The sequence below is a fragment of the Paenibacillus amylolyticus genome, assembly GCF_050990605.1.
Taxonomy (GTDB): domain Bacteria; phylum Bacillota; class Bacilli; order Paenibacillales; family Paenibacillaceae; genus Paenibacillus; species Paenibacillus amylolyticus_H.
The window spans coordinates 5,302,078-5,319,221 of record NZ_CP158832.1 but is presented as its reverse complement, the minus strand read 5'-3'; the positions used below and the strand labels follow the sequence as shown (position 1 = coordinate 5,319,221).

The following is a 17,144-nucleotide window of genomic DNA, read 5'->3' as shown; positions in this document are numbered from 1 at the left end:
TTTTATTTAAAAATTTAAATTAATATGATAAGGCTTCCTCGCCTCAATGTTACAGCCACTTATCAGCCCAACGTTCCACTGCGCTTAGCGCTCTCCCCAGTTCCGTACCTTTTCGTGACAACATATATTCAGTCCGAACTGGACGTTCCGTGACCACATGGCGAACCACGAGTCCTTCTTCCTCCAATTCCTTCATTCGCTCATTTAACACACGTTTGCTCAAGTCAGGGATATAAGCGTGAATCTCACTGAAGCGTTTGGGCTCCTCCATCAACGCATGAATAATGAGGGCTACCCATTTTCGGCCAATGATCTGATAAGATTGTTCCACTTTTGTGCATATTTGCTTGGCATTCTCATCATCGCTCATGATTGTGCTCCTTTGATTTAGTATTGCCTGTAATATCATTAGTATACTTATTGTAACCTACATGTCCACAGGCCATATGTGTTAAATGTCACATACCAATTGTTATTAATGTTACCACATAAAGCGTTATCATCAAATAAAAACCCTATAAACACTGGAGTTCACAGGTTCGACACGATTATTGACGAATTGTGACGACAGGTGTAATATGGGTAACGTTAATTCAAATGGTTACAATTTATAACCTAAACACAGGTTGTGGAGAGAAGGAATGTTCCATGGTTGAATTCAGGTGTGTTATATAAACGGAGGCAAGGCGGGGAACACACCCACTTATTCCGTCTTTTGTCATGCTTGGATTTGAACATTTTGCAACATCATATACTATACTGCACAGATCACAGGAGGCACTCCAATGGATGCAATGACATTTGTCCTGTTCGGGGCAACAGGCGATTTAGCCAAACGCAAGATTTATCCTGCATTATATAACTTGTACATGGATCAGAAAATGCCGAAATCCTTCTCCGTTATTGGTTTGGGACGACGTGAGTTGTCCGATACGGACTTCCAGGCGAATGTGGAAAAGTCACTGCATGAATTCTCACGTCAGACGCCGGAAGAAGCATCTCAAGTTCGTGATTTCATTGGCGCTTTCCGTTATTGTTCTCTAAATAATACGAAGCTTGAAGATTACACCAAACTGTTGGAACTGGTTCAACAGCGTGAACAAGAGCTTAACATTCCCGAAAACCGCATGTTCTACATGTCGGTAGCACCGGAATTCTTTGAGCCAATCGCATTGAATATTCAAGAAAGTGGCCTGGGTAACACCAAAGGCTGGAAGAAACTGATTATCGAAAAACCATTCGGACACGATCTGCAATCAGCTCGTGATCTGAACGAAAAACTGAGTAATACCTTTGCGGAAGAGGAGATCTATCGCATCGACCATTTCCTCGGTAAACCGATGGTTCAAAATATTGAGACGCTTACCTATGCAAATCCGGTGATTCAGGCGTTGTGGTCTAACCGTTATATTGCCAATGTACAGATTACGGCAAGTGAGACAGTGGGTGTTGAAGAGCGTGCTGCGTATTACGACCAAAGCGGTGCCCTTCGTGACATGTTCCAAAACCATATGCTTCAGTTGCTGATGATGATTGGTTTGCATTTACCAAAACGTTGCACACCGGAAGAAATTCAATTCAAAAAGCAAAAAATTGCTGAAGCACTTCGTCCGTTGACGAAAGAAAATATCGCTTCTGAAGTTGTTCGTGCGCAATATGCAGCAGGTGAGCTGCAAGGTGCTTCGGTTGTTGGATATCTGGACGAGCCTGGCATCCCAGCCGGATCTCAGAACGAGACCTATGTTGCCGCGAGACTGTGGATCGATGATCCATTCTGGAGCGAGGTTCCATTTTATATCCGTACAGGTAAACGCCTGGCCGAGAAATCCACCAGAATCGTTATTGAATTCAAGGCTCCGTTGAAGACCGGACATGAATCAGAAATTACAACGGAACCTAACCTGCTGACAATTGAAATTGGTCCGGGAGAAAGTATTTCCCTTCAATTAAATGCGAAGAATCCATTGAACCACGGTGAAGTAGAACCAATGAATATGACCTTCAACTCAGGTAAACGTAACATCCCTGAAGCTTATGAGAATCTGATCTTTGATGCGATGCGTGGCGATTCTACCTTCTTCGCTCACTGGAACGAAGTGGAGCTGGCATGGCAATGGGTCCAACCGATTCAGGAAGCATTTGAAGCGGGCAGCGTACCACTGGATACGTACAGCGCAGGTTCGCATGGACCAGAGTCAGCAGATCGCCTGACAGCAGCAGACGGCTACCGTTGGTGGTAAGTTAAACGAAAGAGTGAGCACAAGAGAACACAATAGTAAAGAAAACAGTACAGACAACAGTACAATCCGTTCTGCTCACCCATGAACATTTTGCACAATCCAAATTGTGTCTTCCAAGTTAGCAGGATATAGAACGAAATGTTTTATTCCCCTAAAGCTTTACTCAGAAGCGAGTTGGATGGAAGCAAACTGCTGATATAACAAAGTAACTATTACGAATCATACCGTTCCAATTTTGCTTAAGTCCTTCCGGTTATGTGGCCGGAAGGCCGTGAAAATTTTTGAATATAGATTAGCTGTTCAGTTTTGAAAATGGGTTGGCTTGAACGCTGAGAATGTAGTGTAGGGGACGAAATCGATTCTGTAGAAGCAAAGCGTTCGCCTTTATCCCCGGATTTTCTCCTATATAGGAGATTCAAAAAATCTGGGGATAACAGCGATCAAAAGAACGATTCGTGACCGGAACGGTTACCTTCGCCAAACGTTAAGCACTTATTTTTAATTTTGAACGCAAATGAAATTTAAACATTGTTCATAACAGGAGGATTTTGAAATGAAACTTGGACTTGTCGGATTAGGAAAAATGGGATTGAACTTGGGTAGAAACTTGATTGATCACAAACACGAAGTGGTTGCTTTTGACCTGAACACTGAAGCAGTAAATGAAATGAAAGAATACGGCGCTGAAGGGGTATCTTCTTACGCAGAAATGGTGGCTTCGCTCGAATCCCCACGTGTACTGTGGATCATGGTTCCTCACAACGTGGTAGACGCTGTATTGGCTGAAGTTAGCCCATTGTTGTCCAAAGGCGACATCATTATTGAAGCGGGTAACTCCCACTACAAAGAATCCATCCGTCGCTACGAAGAGATGAAAACTAAAGGCATTCACTACATGGATGCAGGTACATCTGGCGGTATGGAAGGCGCACGTAATGGAGCATGTTATATGATCGGTGGAGACCCGGAAGCTTGGGCAATTGTTGAACCGGCATTCAAAGATACTTCCGTGGAGAACGGCTACCTATATGCAGGTAAAGCGGGCAGCGGTCACTTCCTCAAAATGGTTCACAATGGTATCGAGTACGGTATGATGGCATCCATTGGTGAGGGCTTTGACGTATTGGAGAAAAGTGGATTTGATTTCGACTTCGAACAAGTGGCTCGCGTATGGAACAACGGTTCCGTTATCCGCTCTTGGTTGATGGAGCTGACAGAACGTGCCTTTTCCAAAGATGCAAACCTTGATGAAATTAAAGGCGTAATGCACTCTTCTGGCGAAGGACGTTGGACGGTAGAAACGGCATTTGACCTTCAAACCGCTACACCGGTTATCGCTTTGTCCTTGCTGATGCGTTATCGTTCCCTGGAAACAGACACATTTACAGGTAAAGTGGTAGCAGCATTGCGTAATGAATTTGGCGGTCATGCTGTAGAGAAAAATTAATTTTATATATAACTGTTAACATATGATGAACATCGGGTAATGACTTATATCGTGTTTACGAATTCATCAAGTGGAGGGAACATATCATGAAATTTTTCTTGGATACAGGGAATGTGGAAGAAATCAAACGGATCGAACGTCTGGGTCTGGTGGATGGAGTCACGACAAACCCGTCTTTGATTGCCAAAGAAGGTCGTGTATTTAAAGAAGTCATTCAGGAGATCTGTGGCGTGGTTAAAGGCCCGGTCAGTGCTGAAGTTATCGGTCTCAAAGCCGAAGATATGTTGAAGGAAGCTTATGAAATTGCAGAATGGGCACCGAATGTAGTCATTAAATTGCCGATGACCGAAGACGGGTTGTACGCTTGTCATGAGTTGACGCAAAAAGGGATCAAAACCAATGTAACGCTGATCTTCTCCGCAGCACAGGGTCTGATGGCGGCGAAAGCCGGTGCAACCTACATCAGTCCATTCGTTGGTCGCTTGGATGATATTGCGGTGGATGGCATGAAATTGATTCGTGATCTGCGTCTGATTCTGGACATGTATGATCTGCCTTCCGAGATTATCGCAGCAAGCATTCGCAATATCAAACATGTAGAAGATGCAGCCCTTTCGGGTGCGCACATTGCCACCATTCCGGGTTCGCTTCTGCCGACACTTTGGAAACACCCACTGACGGACAGCGGGATTGAACGTTTCCTGAAAGACTGGGAATCAGTTCCGAAATAAAAGGAAAGACATGACCTGAATCATTGGGTGGTCTGAACATAAAGCCTTTCACTTTGCAGAGTAATCTGCGGGCGAAAGGCTTTTTTTATCTCGGTTTACGTAGTTTCCGATTTCCGGTTAGGTTCGCAATAAGGAGTACTGAGTACTTGTCCTCTAATGTTGTTGTTACTTTCTGTCCAGTGTCCACGTACTGTCCTTCTTTTTCGGGACAACGGTGCATAAGGTTAACATATAGCCTATAGCTCATCCCGCAGGGGAGGGACACTTCGATGATGAGAAGAAAATGGCGAAGCCGGAGACGCCGTAAGCCGCCAAGCGGCAAGCGCAAAATGTGGTTGATCATTTTATTGGTCGCCGTGTTTTGTTTGATGCAGGGCTTTGCTTACGTGGATAAGAAAATGAAGCCCCCCATCATGCACTTGGCCAAGATCAGAGTGAAGCAGATTGCGACCGAAGCGATCAACAAGGCAATTACAGCACAGGTGGCAGATGGCAAAACCAACGAAGAACTGATTGATTGGAAGACGGATACCGCCGGGAAAGTGTCCGGTTTCATGCTGAACTACAATGAGCATATGCGAATCACTGCAAGTACGATGAATATTGTGCAATCCACACTGCAGAATGTACACATGTTAAAAGAAAAAATCCCGCTGGGGCAGGCGCTGGGCAGTCCGGTGTTGGCTTCATTTGGCCCGAGTATACCGGTTCGTATTGAGCCCCAAGGCGCTGTCAAAGTGGACCTGAACACCCGTCAGCAAAATGCGGGTATTAACATGATTTTGGTGGAAGTGTACATTCACATCATTGCTGAGGTCGCGGTCGTGGTGCCCTTCGACATGGAGCCCGAAACGGTTGATACGGAAATCCCGATTTCCTACCTACTGGTTGTTGGGGATGTGCCAATGTATTATTACGATAATCAGGGCAAGCCAGTGGGCAGTAACGGCAGTAATGCCCCAGCTATTGCGCTGCCCTCAGGTCAGGCAGGTGTATCAAGCGGTAGTGGAGTGACTACGAATCCCCCTAGCCAGAACCAGCAACAGACGCCATCCGACCATTCGCAAGGAAGTGAACTTGAATTTGAACCGGATAATTTGCCCGATGTGAATGGGGGATCACAGTCTAATAAGGACGCGCACCCGTGAATCACAGCGATTACTGGTAAAACGACGTTCAGTACAAAATTCAAAAAGGGGCCTCTAATCAAGAGGTCCCTTTTTCGAATGCTCATCGTACGCCTAGCGGAAACATTTATATTGACATATTCTCGTCTTACTTGCTTTTCTTGCTCTTTTGTTTGCGTTCATCCTGTTCCCAATGTTTCAGCAGTGGATAGGGATCAAACGACCATTCGTGCAGTCCGCTGTCCCGGTAGATCCCATAGTGCAGATGTGGAGGGAATTTGCCCTGTGTCCCAGGTTTCCCGTAACCCGAACTGCCAACCCAACCTACGACCTGACCGGGGATAACCACTTCACCGATGGATGCACTTTTGTCAAAACCCGAAAGGTGGGCGTAGTAATGATAATGGTTGTTCAAATCACGGATTCCGATACGCCAGCCGCCAAACGGGTTCCAGCCTTTGATCTCCACGACCCCGTAACAGGTACTGCGCACAGGCAGGCCATGCGGAGCGAAAATATCCGTTCCCTCATGAATGCGATAACCGCCCCAGCTTCTTTTCGTCCCCCAGGTACTGCGATAGGAGTAGTTGGTTCCGAGCGGGACCGGAAAGGCATGTCCGAATAGATCCAGATTGTCAAAATGCTCATATAACTTCGCGAATTGCTGTATCCGTTGCACAGCACGGGAGTTGTGATAATATTCCCACAAAGCAATGTTGAAGTCCTCTTGCTTGTTCCCGTAGCTTTGAATAACCGAAGCCATGCTGTACAGCACATCCTGATCATTGTTGGCATCTGCTATACCATCTCCTGAACCATCACGCCCATATCCTTTGAAAAAAAGAATGGATTCCGGATGTTGATCCGTCTCATCGGGATTTAGCCATCCTCTCCAAGCCGGAGGAGTCATGAAGATTCCCGTAAGTCGCTCCGGATGCTTGCGATCCTTTGGATGTGCCCGAGTAATCGTTCGTTCATACTGATCAATGGCGGCCAGCCTGTACCAGGGAATCTGGGTCATCTGACCGATGGTTTCATATAAATGGCGACGTGCAGTGAAAATTTCTGCGGGTTTTAACTCGGCAGCCTGTGGTTTGGGAGCGGCCTGGGCGGGTTCACTGTAAACTTCAACAGGCAAGAATGGGAGAAGCAGAGTACCTGCAAGTAATGTTTTGATCCAAAATCGGTACGTGTGCCTGAAGGTCAAGCGTTGTTGCACTGGGAAGCAGCCCCTTTCCATTAGAATGATACAAGGTACCCGATGAACCAAGCTAAAGGTTAGCGTTCTTCAAAAGTTCTCATTTTATCCATGTAAGCTCTTGGAGTGAATCGAATTATACAAATTGTCCATATCGGGCATGAATGCACAAGATGTGACAAATGGGGGTTTTTCCAACGCTTTCATGGTATAATATGTTCCGAGCAACAGCCTAACTTCAGTAGAAAGAAGGTTTATGCATTGGCAAAACGTGTTAAAGAACCGAAGCCGGATTGGATTCGGATCAAATTGACAACCGGCGATAACTATCAGGAAATGAAAACGATGATGCGTTCAAAAACGCTGCATACGGTATGTGAGGAAGCAAGATGTCCGAATATTTATGAATGCTGGGCCAACCGAACGGCCACTTTTATGATTTTGGGTGATATTTGCACAAGGGCATGCCGGTTTTGCGCGGTGAATACAGGCTTGCCAACGGAACTTGATCTGCAGGAACCAGAACGTGTGGCGGAAGCAGCAGAGCAGATGAATCTGCAACACTGCGTAATTACAAGCGTAGCCCGTGATGATCTGAAGGATGGGGGAGCTACGATCTTTGCAGAGACGGTAAAGGCCGTACGGCGGCGGTTGCCATTATGCAGCGTTGAAGTACTCATTCCAGACTTTCTGGGCGATCGGAAATCTTTGCAGATTGTAATGGATGCCAAACCGGACATCCTGAATCACAATATTGAGACGGTTGAGCGGTTGTCAGACAAAGTGCGTGCCAAGGCAAAATATAAACGTTCCCTGGAATTGCTTGCTCGTGCCAAAGAAATGCAACCTGACATCCCAACGAAATCAAGTATTATGCTTGGTGTAGGTGAGGAATATAATGAAATTTTATCAACCATGGATGATCTTCGTGCAGTGGACTGTGATATTATGACGATTGGTCAATATTTGCAGCCATCGGAGAAACATCTGTATGTTGAAAAGTATTATCCGCCAGAGGAGTTCGCTGCATTGAAACAGGAAGGATTAAAACGTGGCTTCAGCCATGTCGAGTCCGGCCCGATGGTACGCAGCTCCTACCATGCGCATGAACAGGTGAAATCGGCTACCAAACATGCTGAACAGGCGGCAACACACGCGTGATGGAGGACACCGGATTGGAAGAAAACAAAATTAAAGAACAGATTCAGGACCAACTTCAGGAGCAGATCCAGGAGCCAGTTCAGGAAGCGGTTGTTGAATCGGTTGAAGAACAGCCCAAAGAACCGGTCATTGTACAGATTGGCTCCAAAAATTATGAAATCGTCCAGAACCACAAAGAGGGATGGAATCCAGAAGTTTTCCGTGATCGTTACAGTGAAGTTCTGGAGCGTTATGATTATATTATCGGGGACTGGGGTTATAGCCAGTTGAGGTTAAAAGGTTTTTACCGTGATAACCATCCAAAAGCGACGAAGGATTCCACGATCGCCAGTATGGTGGATTATATCAATGAATACTGTAACTTTGGCTGTGCGTACTTTGTGCTTCAGAAGAGCAAAGATCAGCCTCAAGCCAAAGCAAAAAGCGGTTCCTGAGAAGGACCGCTTTTTTGGTGTACTTATTTTAGTCAAGAAATGCCGTGCGAACGCGATTCCAGAAAGGATAAGGACGGAAACGTGCGAAACTGACCTTGTGACTGGATACCTGACAACGGACGGAGATCAGATCCTCTACCATCACATTTACATGATCAATGGTCATCAGTAATCGCTGATCCTTGCGGGAGAAAATGTCACAATGATGATGCTTGGGCAAAATAATCGGTGAACCAAGTGTCCGATAGACCCGGTTATTAATTGATGCAATCTCCGCAATCTGAATCGCCTCGATGGTTGGATGAACCATGGCACCCCCGAGGGCCTTGTTGTATGCGGTGCTGCCTGATGGCGTGGATACACAGATGCCATCCCCACGGAACATCTCAAATGTTACATCGTTAATATCGACCTGGGCCACGACGGTACCGTCTACACCTTTTAACGTAAATTCATTAAGGGCGATGTAAGAGGAATTACCCGACTTTTTCCGAATCTCAAGCTCCAATAGCGGATATTGTACAATACGTGGTTTGAGACGCTCCGGATCTCCCTTGCCACTCATCAGTCTGACTAATTCCCTTAATTCTTCCTTCTTCCAATCCGCATAAAAGCCGAGATGACCTGTATGAACCCCAACAAAAGCAATATCCGGAATACGGTCGATGAAATTGTGAAATGCCTGTAGCATCGTACCATCGCCCCCGATGGAGATAACAATCTCCGGCGATTCTGCGTCCAGCTTGAACCCTTCTTCCTTCGCCAGCGCATGAAACTGCTGACTGAGATCAATCGATAACTGGTCTCCGCGGTCTTGAACATAATATCTCAAGATGAAAGCTCCTTTGTGGTCATTATACTACCGATGATAATCAATTCCGCGGAAGAACACAACGTTTGGAGGCATATTCAGTTAAATATAGATGAATGAGTGACTTATTTTTTGGCATGTCGTCTTGGCTTGAGAATGGAACTTAATATCGCAAGGAATAACAACAACACGATGAGACTTACAAAAACAATCATCCCGGACAAGAAGATCAGTCCAAAGTCCGGTGCATACGTCGATAATGATGGGATGAAACCAGGCTCCATGAGAACGGGTGAAGAGGAACGTCCCATCATGGGTGTCCATAACAGCAGGACCAGCAGAGGTGCGATTAGCGCATGAATTGCTCTGGCAAATAGAAATGGACCGTATCTCATGGGTGTGTTGCTAAGAACGCTCATAATCTGTGCATGGACGGATAATCCGCCCCAGGAGAGAACAAAGGCCGCTGCTGCAACTTTATAGACGAGTGGGATGGATGCCCCGGCACTTCCGGCCTCTTTGTTCCCCAGCGTTACTTCAAATAACCCCCCGACCAAGCTAGGAGATAAGGATGGAGGAAGCCCGCTATGTCGAAGCAATTGCTCGGTTATCCCGTATAATCCCCCAAGCCAACCGGTCTGTACAAGCAACTCCATCATGACCGAGAAGAATACAACCAGCCCTCCTACGATAATAATAAGGCGAAGGGAAGAGGAGACTGCCTGGCGCAGCAGTTCACCGAATGCCCGTCCGTCAGCCTTTCTTGCCTCATGCATTGCATAGATGGCCCGGACCAGTCTGTTTCTATGTATTTCCCCCGGTGGAGATGCAGAAGAGATGTCTGGCTGTGAGCCTTTCGCTGTACCCCCGTGAAAACGCATGAGCATACCTACCAGAAAAGCTGCAGCGTAATGACTCGCAACCAATAACGGAGCAATGGCGACATTATGGAAGAACCCAACCGATACCGCTCCAATCATGAAGATCGGATCGGATGATGTAGTGAAGGCAACAAGCCGTTCTCCTTCTTCCCGGGTAACCAGCTTTTGTTCCCATAACTGAGCGGTCAATTTCGCCCCTGTAGGATACCCGGATGCACAGCTCACGGCAAATACAAAACCACCGCTTCCGGGAACACGAAACAATGGACGCATCAGTGGATTCAGCAAGGTGCCTAGAAAATGAACAATGCCAAAGCCGAGCAGCAGCTCGGACAGCACCAAAAAAGGAAAAAGGGAGGGAAACAATACGTCCCACCAGATGGACAGGCCGCGTACACCTGCATGCCAGGTTTCCGCTGGATACAAGACCATTAACACACAAAAGATCAGGAGAGCGAGTGTGACCAGGACATGGGTAAGTCGTTGTGAAGTAGCCATGAATTCTTCTCCTTTACTTTTGGAATGGTCGGTGTGCGGAAGTCTGTGATGCTATTGCCATCAATATATGAAAAAAAATGGACAAACAGTACAAAATTATACGTAGAAAGCGCTTGCAAAAGTGGCTGTGTTTTTGAGTGATGTGTGCTAAAATGAGAAAAACGCCTGAACGTCACCTAATTGTCTCCAAGGTGAAATTCAATTCGGATGGAGTGATGATCATGAGTCTTGTCACCGGAATCCTGGTCTGTGCTTTTGTATATGTGATACGTGCCTCGCTGGTACGCTCTGAGGAAGAGGACTGGCGGAGTTATTAATGGAATATTTAGTGCGCCAACCTATGTGGTTGGCGCTTTTTTTGTGTTATGTTTTGAAGAAGGTCCTATATATAGATGGCAGGTTATGCGTCCTGATGATTTCATGTTATATAGGACTTTTTGGTTTTTTTTGATAGAATGGAGATAAAGGCTTTTGGGGCCTGGATATTGTTACTGTTTTCACAATGTTCACGGAACGTGTAATATATGGCAAAATTCGACATCAGAAAGGGGAATCAGACGAATGAATCCCAGTTTGAGTATTTATGACAATCTTGGCGGCGAGAAAGGTGTTCGCGCACTGGTCGAGGCCTTTTATCCGATCGTTCAGCAGAATGAGCAGCTGGCTCCGCTTTTTCCGGAAGATATTCAGCCGGTTATCGACAAGCAGTATATGTTTTTGTCTCAGTTTTTTGGAGGACCAGGGCTGTTTTCCGAGGCGTTTGGACATCCGATGATGCGTGCCCGTCATATGCACTTTGAAGTGACGGTAGAACGGGCTGAAGCCTGGCTTGCATGCATGGATCAAGCCTTAACACAGATTGGTGTGGAGGAGCCCTTGCATTCGTTTATCCTGCAGCGTTTATCCGGGCCTGCACATCATTTTGTGAATACACCGTAGTCGTAGTTCCGAATATGATCATAAGCGTACGGGAGAGGGATGGAAGAGATTGGAATTAGAACCGCTATATAAGGTGAAGGTGACCTGTCATTATTGCGAAACCGAGTATGAAACCTCACGGGTAAGACCGAGTTTGAAAAGGCCCTACCGGACGGATTCCGATTTTTGTGCTTACTACAAGCTGGAGAATCCTGATTTTTATGTGGTTCGCATCTGTCCGCAGTGCGGGTTTGCCTCTACGGAGAACGCAACGGAGCATTTGAATGATGCTCAACGCAAGGCTTTTAAGGAACAGGTCGGTAATCGCTGGGTAAAACGTGATTATAGCGGAGCACGGACACTGGACCAGGCGCTGGCAACGTACAAGCTTGCCTTGCTGTGCGCACAGGTTATCCAGGAGAAGGACCGTGTCGTCGCCGGTCTGTTGCATCATATAGCATGGTTGTATCGATATATGGAGGACCATGCACAGGAACATCGTTTTCTCGAATTTAGCCTTGAAGCCTATGTGAAGGTGTTTGAACGGGAAGGAACGGGCGGCAATGAAGCCAAACTGTTGTATTTGCTTGGGGAATTGAACCGCAGGGTAGGACGGTTTAATGAAGCAGTGCAATGGTTCAGCAAGGTCATTCATGACAAGCGGATCACAGATGCGGCCATGATTCGTGCTTCAAGGGAACAGTGGGCTGTGTTGCGTGAACAGATGATCTCAAGTAAGTTGGAACTCCCTGAAGAGATGCTGGAAGCAGACAAAGAGGCTGCGAAGCGCAGCCCCCTCTAGGTTGATCTTACATTAATTACGGACAGGACGGCTGGATAACAAATAGTCACTGTCGTTATCGATCACGGTCATGCTGGTATTACAGCAGGGAAAGACGAGTAATTTCTTTTTGCCTTCACGAATGAGCACCAGCTCTTTGGGTTTGAGGGGGAGCAGCACGTTGCTTGCATGACAGTAGGGACATTGCTGTACATAGATGTCTCCCATCACAATATCGTAAGGCCAGCTGTTCTCAAACGGAATCATTCTTGTTCGCCTTCTGGTGCGGAAGGTTTGGAGGTTTCTTGTTTGGCAAGTTCCGCAATCTTCTGCATCAGGATATGTTGGGGCATGTGCATCAGGTGCTCCAAAGGTACACCCAGGGATTCTGCTAATTTGACGGCTGTATCAGCCGATACTTGTAAAGGTTTCATACGTTTACCTCCTGAAAGTTGCTATGAGTATTTCTCTAGTATAGAGATACAGCACACATAAAACCAGTTTTTAATTCAATCCTAACCATCCAATTTATAGAGAGAGGTGCCTTATTAAATGAAAACGCCATTACACCCCGTATGGGATCTGGAGTCCATTTTTAGTGGAGGTTCTTCCTCCGAATCATTCGCTGCGTATCTGATTGAACTGGAAGAGGATGTACGTAAACTGCAACATCTGTTGAACGAAACTCCTGCACCGACTTCAATGGAAGAGACGGCTGCATTTGATCCCATTTTGGTACTGCTGCAAAGCTGTTATGTCCGTATATCGGAAGGTTCTGCGTTTGTATCCTGCCTCTCATCGCAAAATCAGAAGGACAAGAAGGCAACGCAGCTTCAGGGGGCGATCAGTTCTATTGCAGCGATGCTGAACGGCAGCAAATCAAAATTCGATAATACACTTAGTCAGATATCAGATTCGGTGTGGAATGCTTGGATTGCCCGGGAAGATATTCAGCCGTTGGCATTTGTATTAAACGAGAGCCGTACGCTGGCTCGTGAGAAGCTGTCACCTGAACTGGAAGGTCTTGCTCTGGATCTGGGTGTGGATGGTTACCATGGTTGGGGCAAATTCTATAACACGATTGTCAGCAAGGTAAACATTCCATTTGAGCAAGATGGGGAAACGGTGATGCTATCCGCAGGACAGGCTGCCAACAAGCTGAGCGATAGTGATCGGAATGTACGCGAGAAGGTATTTGCAAACTGGGAGCAGGCTTGGACCGATGTCGAAGATTTCTGTGCAGACACGCTGAACCACCTCGCAGGATTCCGTCTGAAGTTATATGAGAAACGTGGCTGGGATGATATCCTCAAAGAACCTCTGGCCATCAACCGGATGTCACGTCAGACACTGGATACGATGTGGGATGTGATTAATGGTGCCAAACCTGCGCTTGTTCAATATCTGGAGCGCAAGGCAGAACTGCTGGGGGTAGACAAGCTCAGTTGGAGCGACGTAGACGCACCTGTAGGTAAGTCGAGTGGCAAAATCACTTACGATGAGGCAGCTATCAATATTGTTGAACAGTTTGCCAAGTTCAGTCCTAAACTTTCCTCGTTTGCAGAGATGGCTTTTGAGAAACGCTGGATCGAAGCAGAAGACCGCCCAGGCAAACGTCCAGGTGGCTTCTGTACGTCTTTGCCACTTAGCAAAGCAACCCGGATTTTCATGACCTTCTCCGGGACACCATCTAATGTGTCGACTCTTGCGCATGAACTTGGTCATGGATATCATCAACACATTATGGAAGAGTTACCTGCATTGAATCAACGTTACGCGATGAATGTGGCTGAGACAGCGTCTACGTTTGCTGAACTGATTGTAGCAGACGCCCTTGTGCAGGCGGCAACAGATGAGCAAGAGAAGCTGGCTTTGTTAGAAGATAAGATACAGCGAAGTGTGGCTTTCTTTATGAATATCCATGCCCGGTTCCTGTTTGAGAATCGTTTCTATGAACAACGCAAAAAAGGCCTGGTTAACGCGGATGAACTATCCAAATTAATGGTGGATGCTCAGCAGGAAGCGTTCTGTGGTGTACTTGCATCAGATCATCCGCATTTCTGGGCATCCAAACTGCATTTCTATCTGACAGGTGTGCCATTCTATAACTTCCCATACACGTTTGGGTACATGTTCAGTGCGGGAATCTATGCGAGAGCACAGCAAGAAGGAACAGCATTTGCAGATAAATACGATGATTTGTTACGGGATACAGGGCGCATGACGGTCGAAGAACTTGCTCAGAAACATCTGGGTACAGACCTGACACAACCGGAATTCTGGCAAAATGCTGCAGACTTGGTTATTGCCGATATTGAGCAGTTTTTGCAGATGACAGCACCGTAAAAATAGGTTGAACATATATGAAAGAGGCTGCAATCCTGTGTGAACACACACGGAATTGCGGCCTCTTTTTGCTCGCGATCCTAATTTTCAATAATTAAATATTTTGTCGCAAATGAACGAAAAAGCTCACTTTAAGGAAGGGAAATGGCAATTAATTGTGCAAATTATAGTTAAAAATACCCAAATTTTCCGTTGTTTGTTGAACATGCGCAAATGATGTCATATAATGAGTCGTAAGTCCTTATTACATAGGACTATAAGCATGTAGGAGGAGTGTTATTATGAAAATTGAACAGCTTTCATTAGTGCGTCAGTTAGATTTGGTATTTAAAGAGCTTGATCATGAGTTGTCAGGGTTAGATTCAGGGGTAGTTTTTGTGCAAATACGAAATAACGTAATTGGGAAGTTTGGTATTCGACATAATCCGATAACTGGACGGGATGGGCAGATGGATGAGGAGGAAGGGGGACTAAACGAAACTCAAAGAAATTCTTTTCGGGCGATGGCACTGGAGACGTTGAAATTCAAACGCAATTGGACACATGGCGAAATATCGTACGACTTCACAGTAAGACAAGGTATGATTTTGGTAGATGCAACGATGGAGTCTAATTACAATATGGCGAGCCTGATGATTCGTTACCCTAGAACCAATACATACAAGGATTCAGATATGGAGTCGACCTCCTAATTCGTTGCACAAGAGAAAGCGGCACTTCCGAAGAAGGCCGCTTTTACTTTGGATTCTGCTTAGGCTCAAGCAATAATTACGAGCTTACGAACGACCCGATAATTGCTGCTCAGCGATTTGCACCAGACGTTTAGTGATGTATCCACCCAGAGAACCTGTCTCACGGGAAGTATAGTTACCGTAGTAACCATCTTGTGGAATCGTTACACCCAGCTCTTGAGCAGCTTCCATTTTCAATTGTTGCAATGCTGCTGTTGCTTGGGGAACGACCAGGTTGTTGGAGCGGCTACCGCTACCTTGGTTTTGACTTCCGTACATATGTGTCACCTCCTTATGGGTTGGTGATGTTAGTATGGTTAGAGAATAAAGAAATATACATGATATGGCATAAGGGAAAATATGGATAACTATCAGTGCACATGACACATAAAAAAGCCGACCCAATGCGGGTCGGCAAGTTGTATCAGGATATCGAAAGAGATGCTGATATACGTAAAAGCAGTATAGCGAATGATCAGCTTGCTTAGTCAGTAGGAGGTATAACCTCAATACGTGTAAATAGCTCAACAGGTTGTTCCGGTTCCAAGCGAATCAACCCGGTTTGTTCATCCGATAAAGCCAAATTAGGTGCATCCGGGAGCCAAGTGTACGGTTCAATGCACAAGAACTGATCGGTTTCACCTTTGGTAAAGAGAACCCAATGTTTGAAAAATGCTTCATCTGCTGAATATTTCAATGTATACCCGTCTTGCCTCCGTAAGTAAGCCATAGCCGGTTCACCGTCGGTAGCTTTCAACAGGGTATCCCAGTTACGTCCCTGCAAATTGATGCCTTCGTTAAGAGCAGACCATTCACCCAGGGATTCTAGTTCACCTGTCGGTAGTTGTTCTTCATTCTGTCCGTATATTCCGGAAACAGGCAGTTGCAGTGTCCAGTCGGCAGGTTTGCCATCTAGCAAAAACCATGTATGATATCCCATCCCAAAGGGAGCAGGCGTTGAGCTCAGATTGGTGACTCGCAGACGCTGGCTAAATACAGCGTTTTGCAGACTGAACGTCATCTCAAGTTTCAGGGGAATCGGGAATTGAGCCATCCAATGCTCTTCATTTTCGGTCAGTAATTCAGTCGTAATAGCACAGCCGTCTTCATCTTCCTCAATGTCACTGACACACCAGGATTGGGTACGGTGGAGACCGTGAATGTGGTTGTCATTCGCCGTGTTCTGATCAAACTGGTAACGAATACCTTCATATTCGAATTGTCCTCGATGAATGCGCCCTGGTGGAATCAGGAGAGGAACGCCAAAATGGTACGGCTTCTGCAGATAAAAGGCAAGATCGTCTTCATCCGGACGGCGGACGACATCTCTGTCCTGCACTAAATCGCGAATAGAAATAATATTATTTCCAAGACGCGGCAGCAGGGTGATTTCCAATTCACGGCTATGTAGGATATACGTGTCGTAACCATTCCATTGGCCTTTGGTCACTTGTTTCATATCGATGCTCCTTTTCCCACTTGAAATCTGTCTGCAAGCAGTTGTGATGAAGCTACTGCTGCAGGCGTGTCGTTGTGTACATGCCAGCTATTTCCAGCGCTGCTTCTTGTGAAGCAGGCATGTGAATAAGCAATTCCATCATAACAGATTTTGATGTCTCGGGTAAAAAAGTTCAACTCATTTTGACATTCGCGCCTGTGCGCATTAAGATGGAACTCTAAAAGCAATTATTCAAATTGAATGACATGAAATCGATGACAGGGATAAGTAGGCCAAGAGAAATCCTCTTCAGAAAGCCGGTGGTTGATGTGAACCGGTGTGAGCTCTTTACCGAATGGACCCTTGAGTGTAGGTTTGAACAGGTTAAGCCAGAGATGGGCT

At 46.0% G+C, this 17,144-nt stretch carries 19 protein-coding genes and 1 other annotated feature (1 of these 20 running past the window's edge); of the genes, 11 read left to right on the top strand and 8 right to left on the bottom strand.

All coding sequences use genetic code 11. The annotated features are described in order from the left end of the window. Positions 1–49 precede the first annotated feature (49 nt). Positions 50–370 carry a winged helix-turn-helix transcriptional regulator gene (locus ABTV53_RS23400; protein ID WP_036605715.1) on the bottom strand — a complete coding sequence of 107 codons (321 nt, stop codon included), beginning with the start codon at positions 368–370 and terminating at the stop codon, positions 50–52. A gap of 415 nt (positions 371–785) precedes the next feature. Between ABTV53_RS23400 and zwf the strand changes: the two genes are divergently transcribed. From zwf to yunB, 4 genes are all read left to right on the top strand, one after another. Continuing rightward, positions 786–2,240 carry a glucose-6-phosphate dehydrogenase gene (zwf, locus tag ABTV53_RS23395; protein ID WP_433747051.1) on the top strand — a complete coding sequence of 485 codons (1,455 nt, stop codon included), beginning with the start codon at positions 786–788 and terminating at the stop codon, positions 2,238–2,240. Between the two features lie 553 nt (positions 2,241–2,793). Next, a complete protein-coding gene (gene gnd / locus ABTV53_RS23390; RefSeq protein ID WP_433747048.1) occupies positions 2,794–3,687 on the top strand; it encodes a phosphogluconate dehydrogenase (NAD(+)-dependent, decarboxylating) in 894 nt (297 codons plus the stop codon). Positions 3,688–3,773: 86 nt separating this feature from the next. Next, positions 3,774–4,418, top strand: a complete 645-nt coding sequence (fsa, locus tag ABTV53_RS23385; RefSeq protein WP_036605718.1) for a fructose-6-phosphate aldolase — start codon at positions 3,774–3,776, stop codon at positions 4,416–4,418. Positions 4,419–4,687: 269 nt separating this feature from the next. Continuing rightward, the gene (gene yunB / locus ABTV53_RS23380; RefSeq protein ID WP_433747045.1) at positions 4,688–5,566 is read left to right on the top strand and encodes a sporulation protein YunB; all 879 of its coding nucleotides are present in this window, start codon (positions 4,688–4,690) and stop codon (positions 5,564–5,566) included. Between the two features lie 127 nt (positions 5,567–5,693). On the opposite strand, the gene ABTV53_RS23375 is transcribed toward yunB, so the two are convergent. Beyond that, the gene (locus ABTV53_RS23375) at positions 5,694–6,764 is read right to left on the bottom strand and encodes a M23 family metallopeptidase (RefSeq protein WP_433747042.1); all 1,071 of its coding nucleotides are present in this window, start codon (positions 6,762–6,764) and stop codon (positions 5,694–5,696) included. 240 nt (positions 6,765–7,004) lie between these two features. On the opposite strand from ABTV53_RS23375, the gene lipA reads away from it, so the two are divergent. Both lipA and ABTV53_RS23365 read left to right on the top strand, forming a co-directional pair. Next, on the top strand, positions 7,005–7,904 hold the full coding sequence (gene lipA, locus ABTV53_RS23370) for a lipoyl synthase (RefSeq protein ID WP_433747039.1): 900 nt from the start codon (positions 7,005–7,007) through the stop codon (positions 7,902–7,904). 14 nt (positions 7,905–7,918) lie between these two features. Further along, entirely contained in the window at positions 7,919–8,338 is a 420-nt protein-coding gene (locus ABTV53_RS23365; protein ID WP_433747036.1) for a YutD family protein, read from the top strand. Between the two features lie 28 nt (positions 8,339–8,366). On the opposite strand, the gene ABTV53_RS23360 is transcribed toward ABTV53_RS23365, so the two are convergent. After that, positions 8,367–9,170 carry an NAD kinase gene (locus ABTV53_RS23360; protein WP_215075653.1) on the bottom strand — a complete coding sequence of 268 codons (804 nt, stop codon included), beginning with the start codon at positions 9,168–9,170 and terminating at the stop codon, positions 8,367–8,369. Positions 9,171–9,274: 104 nt separating this feature from the next. Continuing rightward, positions 9,275–10,528, bottom strand: a complete 1,254-nt coding sequence (ylbJ, locus tag ABTV53_RS23355) for a sporulation integral membrane protein YlbJ (protein ID WP_433747033.1) — start codon at positions 10,526–10,528, stop codon at positions 9,275–9,277. A 152-nt stretch (positions 10,529–10,680) separates the two neighbouring features. Between ylbJ and ABTV53_RS23350 the strand changes: the two genes are divergently transcribed. The 3 genes from ABTV53_RS23350 (at position 10,681) to ABTV53_RS23340 (ending at position 12,248) form a co-directional block, all read left to right on the top strand. After that, complete coding sequence (locus tag ABTV53_RS23350) at positions 10,681–10,845, top strand: hypothetical protein (RefSeq protein WP_433747030.1); 165 nt, start codon at positions 10,681–10,683, stop codon at positions 10,843–10,845. Between the two features lie 244 nt (positions 10,846–11,089). Then, positions 11,090–11,467, top strand: coding sequence for a globin (locus ABTV53_RS23345; protein ID WP_036605723.1), 378 nt, complete (start codon positions 11,090–11,092; stop codon positions 11,465–11,467). 49 nt (positions 11,468–11,516) lie between these two features. Continuing rightward, positions 11,517–12,248: a DUF2225 domain-containing protein gene (locus tag ABTV53_RS23340; protein ID WP_433747027.1), complete on the top strand. Its 732-nt coding sequence runs from the start codon at positions 11,517–11,519 to the stop codon at positions 12,246–12,248. A gap of 12 nt (positions 12,249–12,260) precedes the next feature. Here ABTV53_RS23340 and ABTV53_RS23335 read toward each other — a convergent pair whose 3' ends face one another. Beyond that, positions 12,261–12,494 (bottom strand): hypothetical protein, encoded by a 234-nt coding sequence (locus ABTV53_RS23335; RefSeq protein ID WP_017692378.1) that lies wholly within the window; start codon positions 12,492–12,494, stop codon positions 12,261–12,263. Next, positions 12,491–12,661 (bottom strand): YycC family protein, encoded by a 171-nt coding sequence (locus ABTV53_RS23330; protein WP_074096390.1) that lies wholly within the window; start codon positions 12,659–12,661, stop codon positions 12,491–12,493. Before ABTV53_RS23330 ends, ABTV53_RS23335 begins: the two co-directional genes overlap by 4 nt. Before the next feature lie 118 nt (positions 12,662–12,779). On the opposite strand from ABTV53_RS23330, the gene ABTV53_RS23325 reads away from it, so the two are divergent. Next, on the top strand, positions 12,780–14,573 hold the full coding sequence (locus ABTV53_RS23325; RefSeq protein WP_433747023.1) for a M3 family oligoendopeptidase: 1,794 nt from the start codon (positions 12,780–12,782) through the stop codon (positions 14,571–14,573). Positions 14,574–14,851: 278 nt separating this feature from the next. After that, positions 14,852–15,265 (top strand): O-methyltransferase, encoded by a 414-nt coding sequence (locus ABTV53_RS23320; protein WP_433754331.1) that lies wholly within the window; start codon positions 14,852–14,854, stop codon positions 15,263–15,265. 84 nt (positions 15,266–15,349) lie between these two features. Here ABTV53_RS23320 and ABTV53_RS23315 read toward each other — a convergent pair whose 3' ends face one another. Continuing rightward, a complete protein-coding gene (locus tag ABTV53_RS23315; RefSeq protein WP_111269531.1) occupies positions 15,350–15,583 on the bottom strand; it encodes an alpha/beta-type small acid-soluble spore protein in 234 nt (77 codons plus the stop codon). Between the two features lie 205 nt (positions 15,584–15,788). Further along, the gene (locus ABTV53_RS23310; RefSeq protein WP_433747020.1) at positions 15,789–16,763 is read right to left on the bottom strand and encodes an aldose 1-epimerase; all 975 of its coding nucleotides are present in this window, start codon (positions 16,761–16,763) and stop codon (positions 15,789–15,791) included. Positions 16,764–17,008: 245 nt separating this feature from the next. After that, positions 17,009–17,144: a binding site (T-box leader), on the top strand; it runs 133 nt beyond the window's last position.

Coding starts and splice junctions, on each gene's coding strand:
- yunB (WP_433747045.1), top strand. CDS start 4,688: ATGATGAGAAGAAAATGGCGAAGCCGGAGACGCCGTAAGCCGCCAAGC.
- ABTV53_RS23315 (WP_111269531.1), bottom strand. CDS start 15,583: ATGTACGGAAGTCAAAACCAAGGTAGCGGTAGCCGCTCCAACAACCTG.
- ylbJ (WP_433747033.1), bottom strand. CDS start 10,528: ATGGCTACTTCACAACGACTTACCCATGTCCTGGTCACACTCGCTCTC.
- ABTV53_RS23330 (WP_074096390.1), bottom strand. CDS start 12,661: ATGAAACCTTTACAAGTATCGGCTGATACAGCCGTCAAATTAGCAGAA.
- ABTV53_RS23310 (WP_433747020.1), bottom strand. CDS start 16,763: ATGAAACAAGTGACCAAAGGCCAATGGAATGGTTACGACACGTATATC.
- ABTV53_RS23400 (WP_036605715.1), bottom strand. CDS start 370: ATGAGCGATGATGAGAATGCCAAGCAAATATGCACAAAAGTGGAACAA.
- gnd (WP_433747048.1), top strand. CDS start 2,794: ATGAAACTTGGACTTGTCGGATTAGGAAAAATGGGATTGAACTTGGGT.
- fsa (WP_036605718.1), top strand. CDS start 3,774: ATGAAATTTTTCTTGGATACAGGGAATGTGGAAGAAATCAAACGGATC.
- ABTV53_RS23345 (WP_036605723.1), top strand. CDS start 11,090: ATGAATCCCAGTTTGAGTATTTATGACAATCTTGGCGGCGAGAAAGGT.
- ABTV53_RS23335 (WP_017692378.1), bottom strand. CDS start 12,494: ATGATTCCGTTTGAGAACAGCTGGCCTTACGATATTGTGATGGGAGAC.
- ABTV53_RS23325 (WP_433747023.1), top strand. CDS start 12,780: ATGAAAACGCCATTACACCCCGTATGGGATCTGGAGTCCATTTTTAGT.
- zwf (WP_433747051.1), top strand. CDS start 786: ATGGATGCAATGACATTTGTCCTGTTCGGGGCAACAGGCGATTTAGCC.
- ABTV53_RS23350 (WP_433747030.1), top strand. CDS start 10,681: ATGAGAAAAACGCCTGAACGTCACCTAATTGTCTCCAAGGTGAAATTC.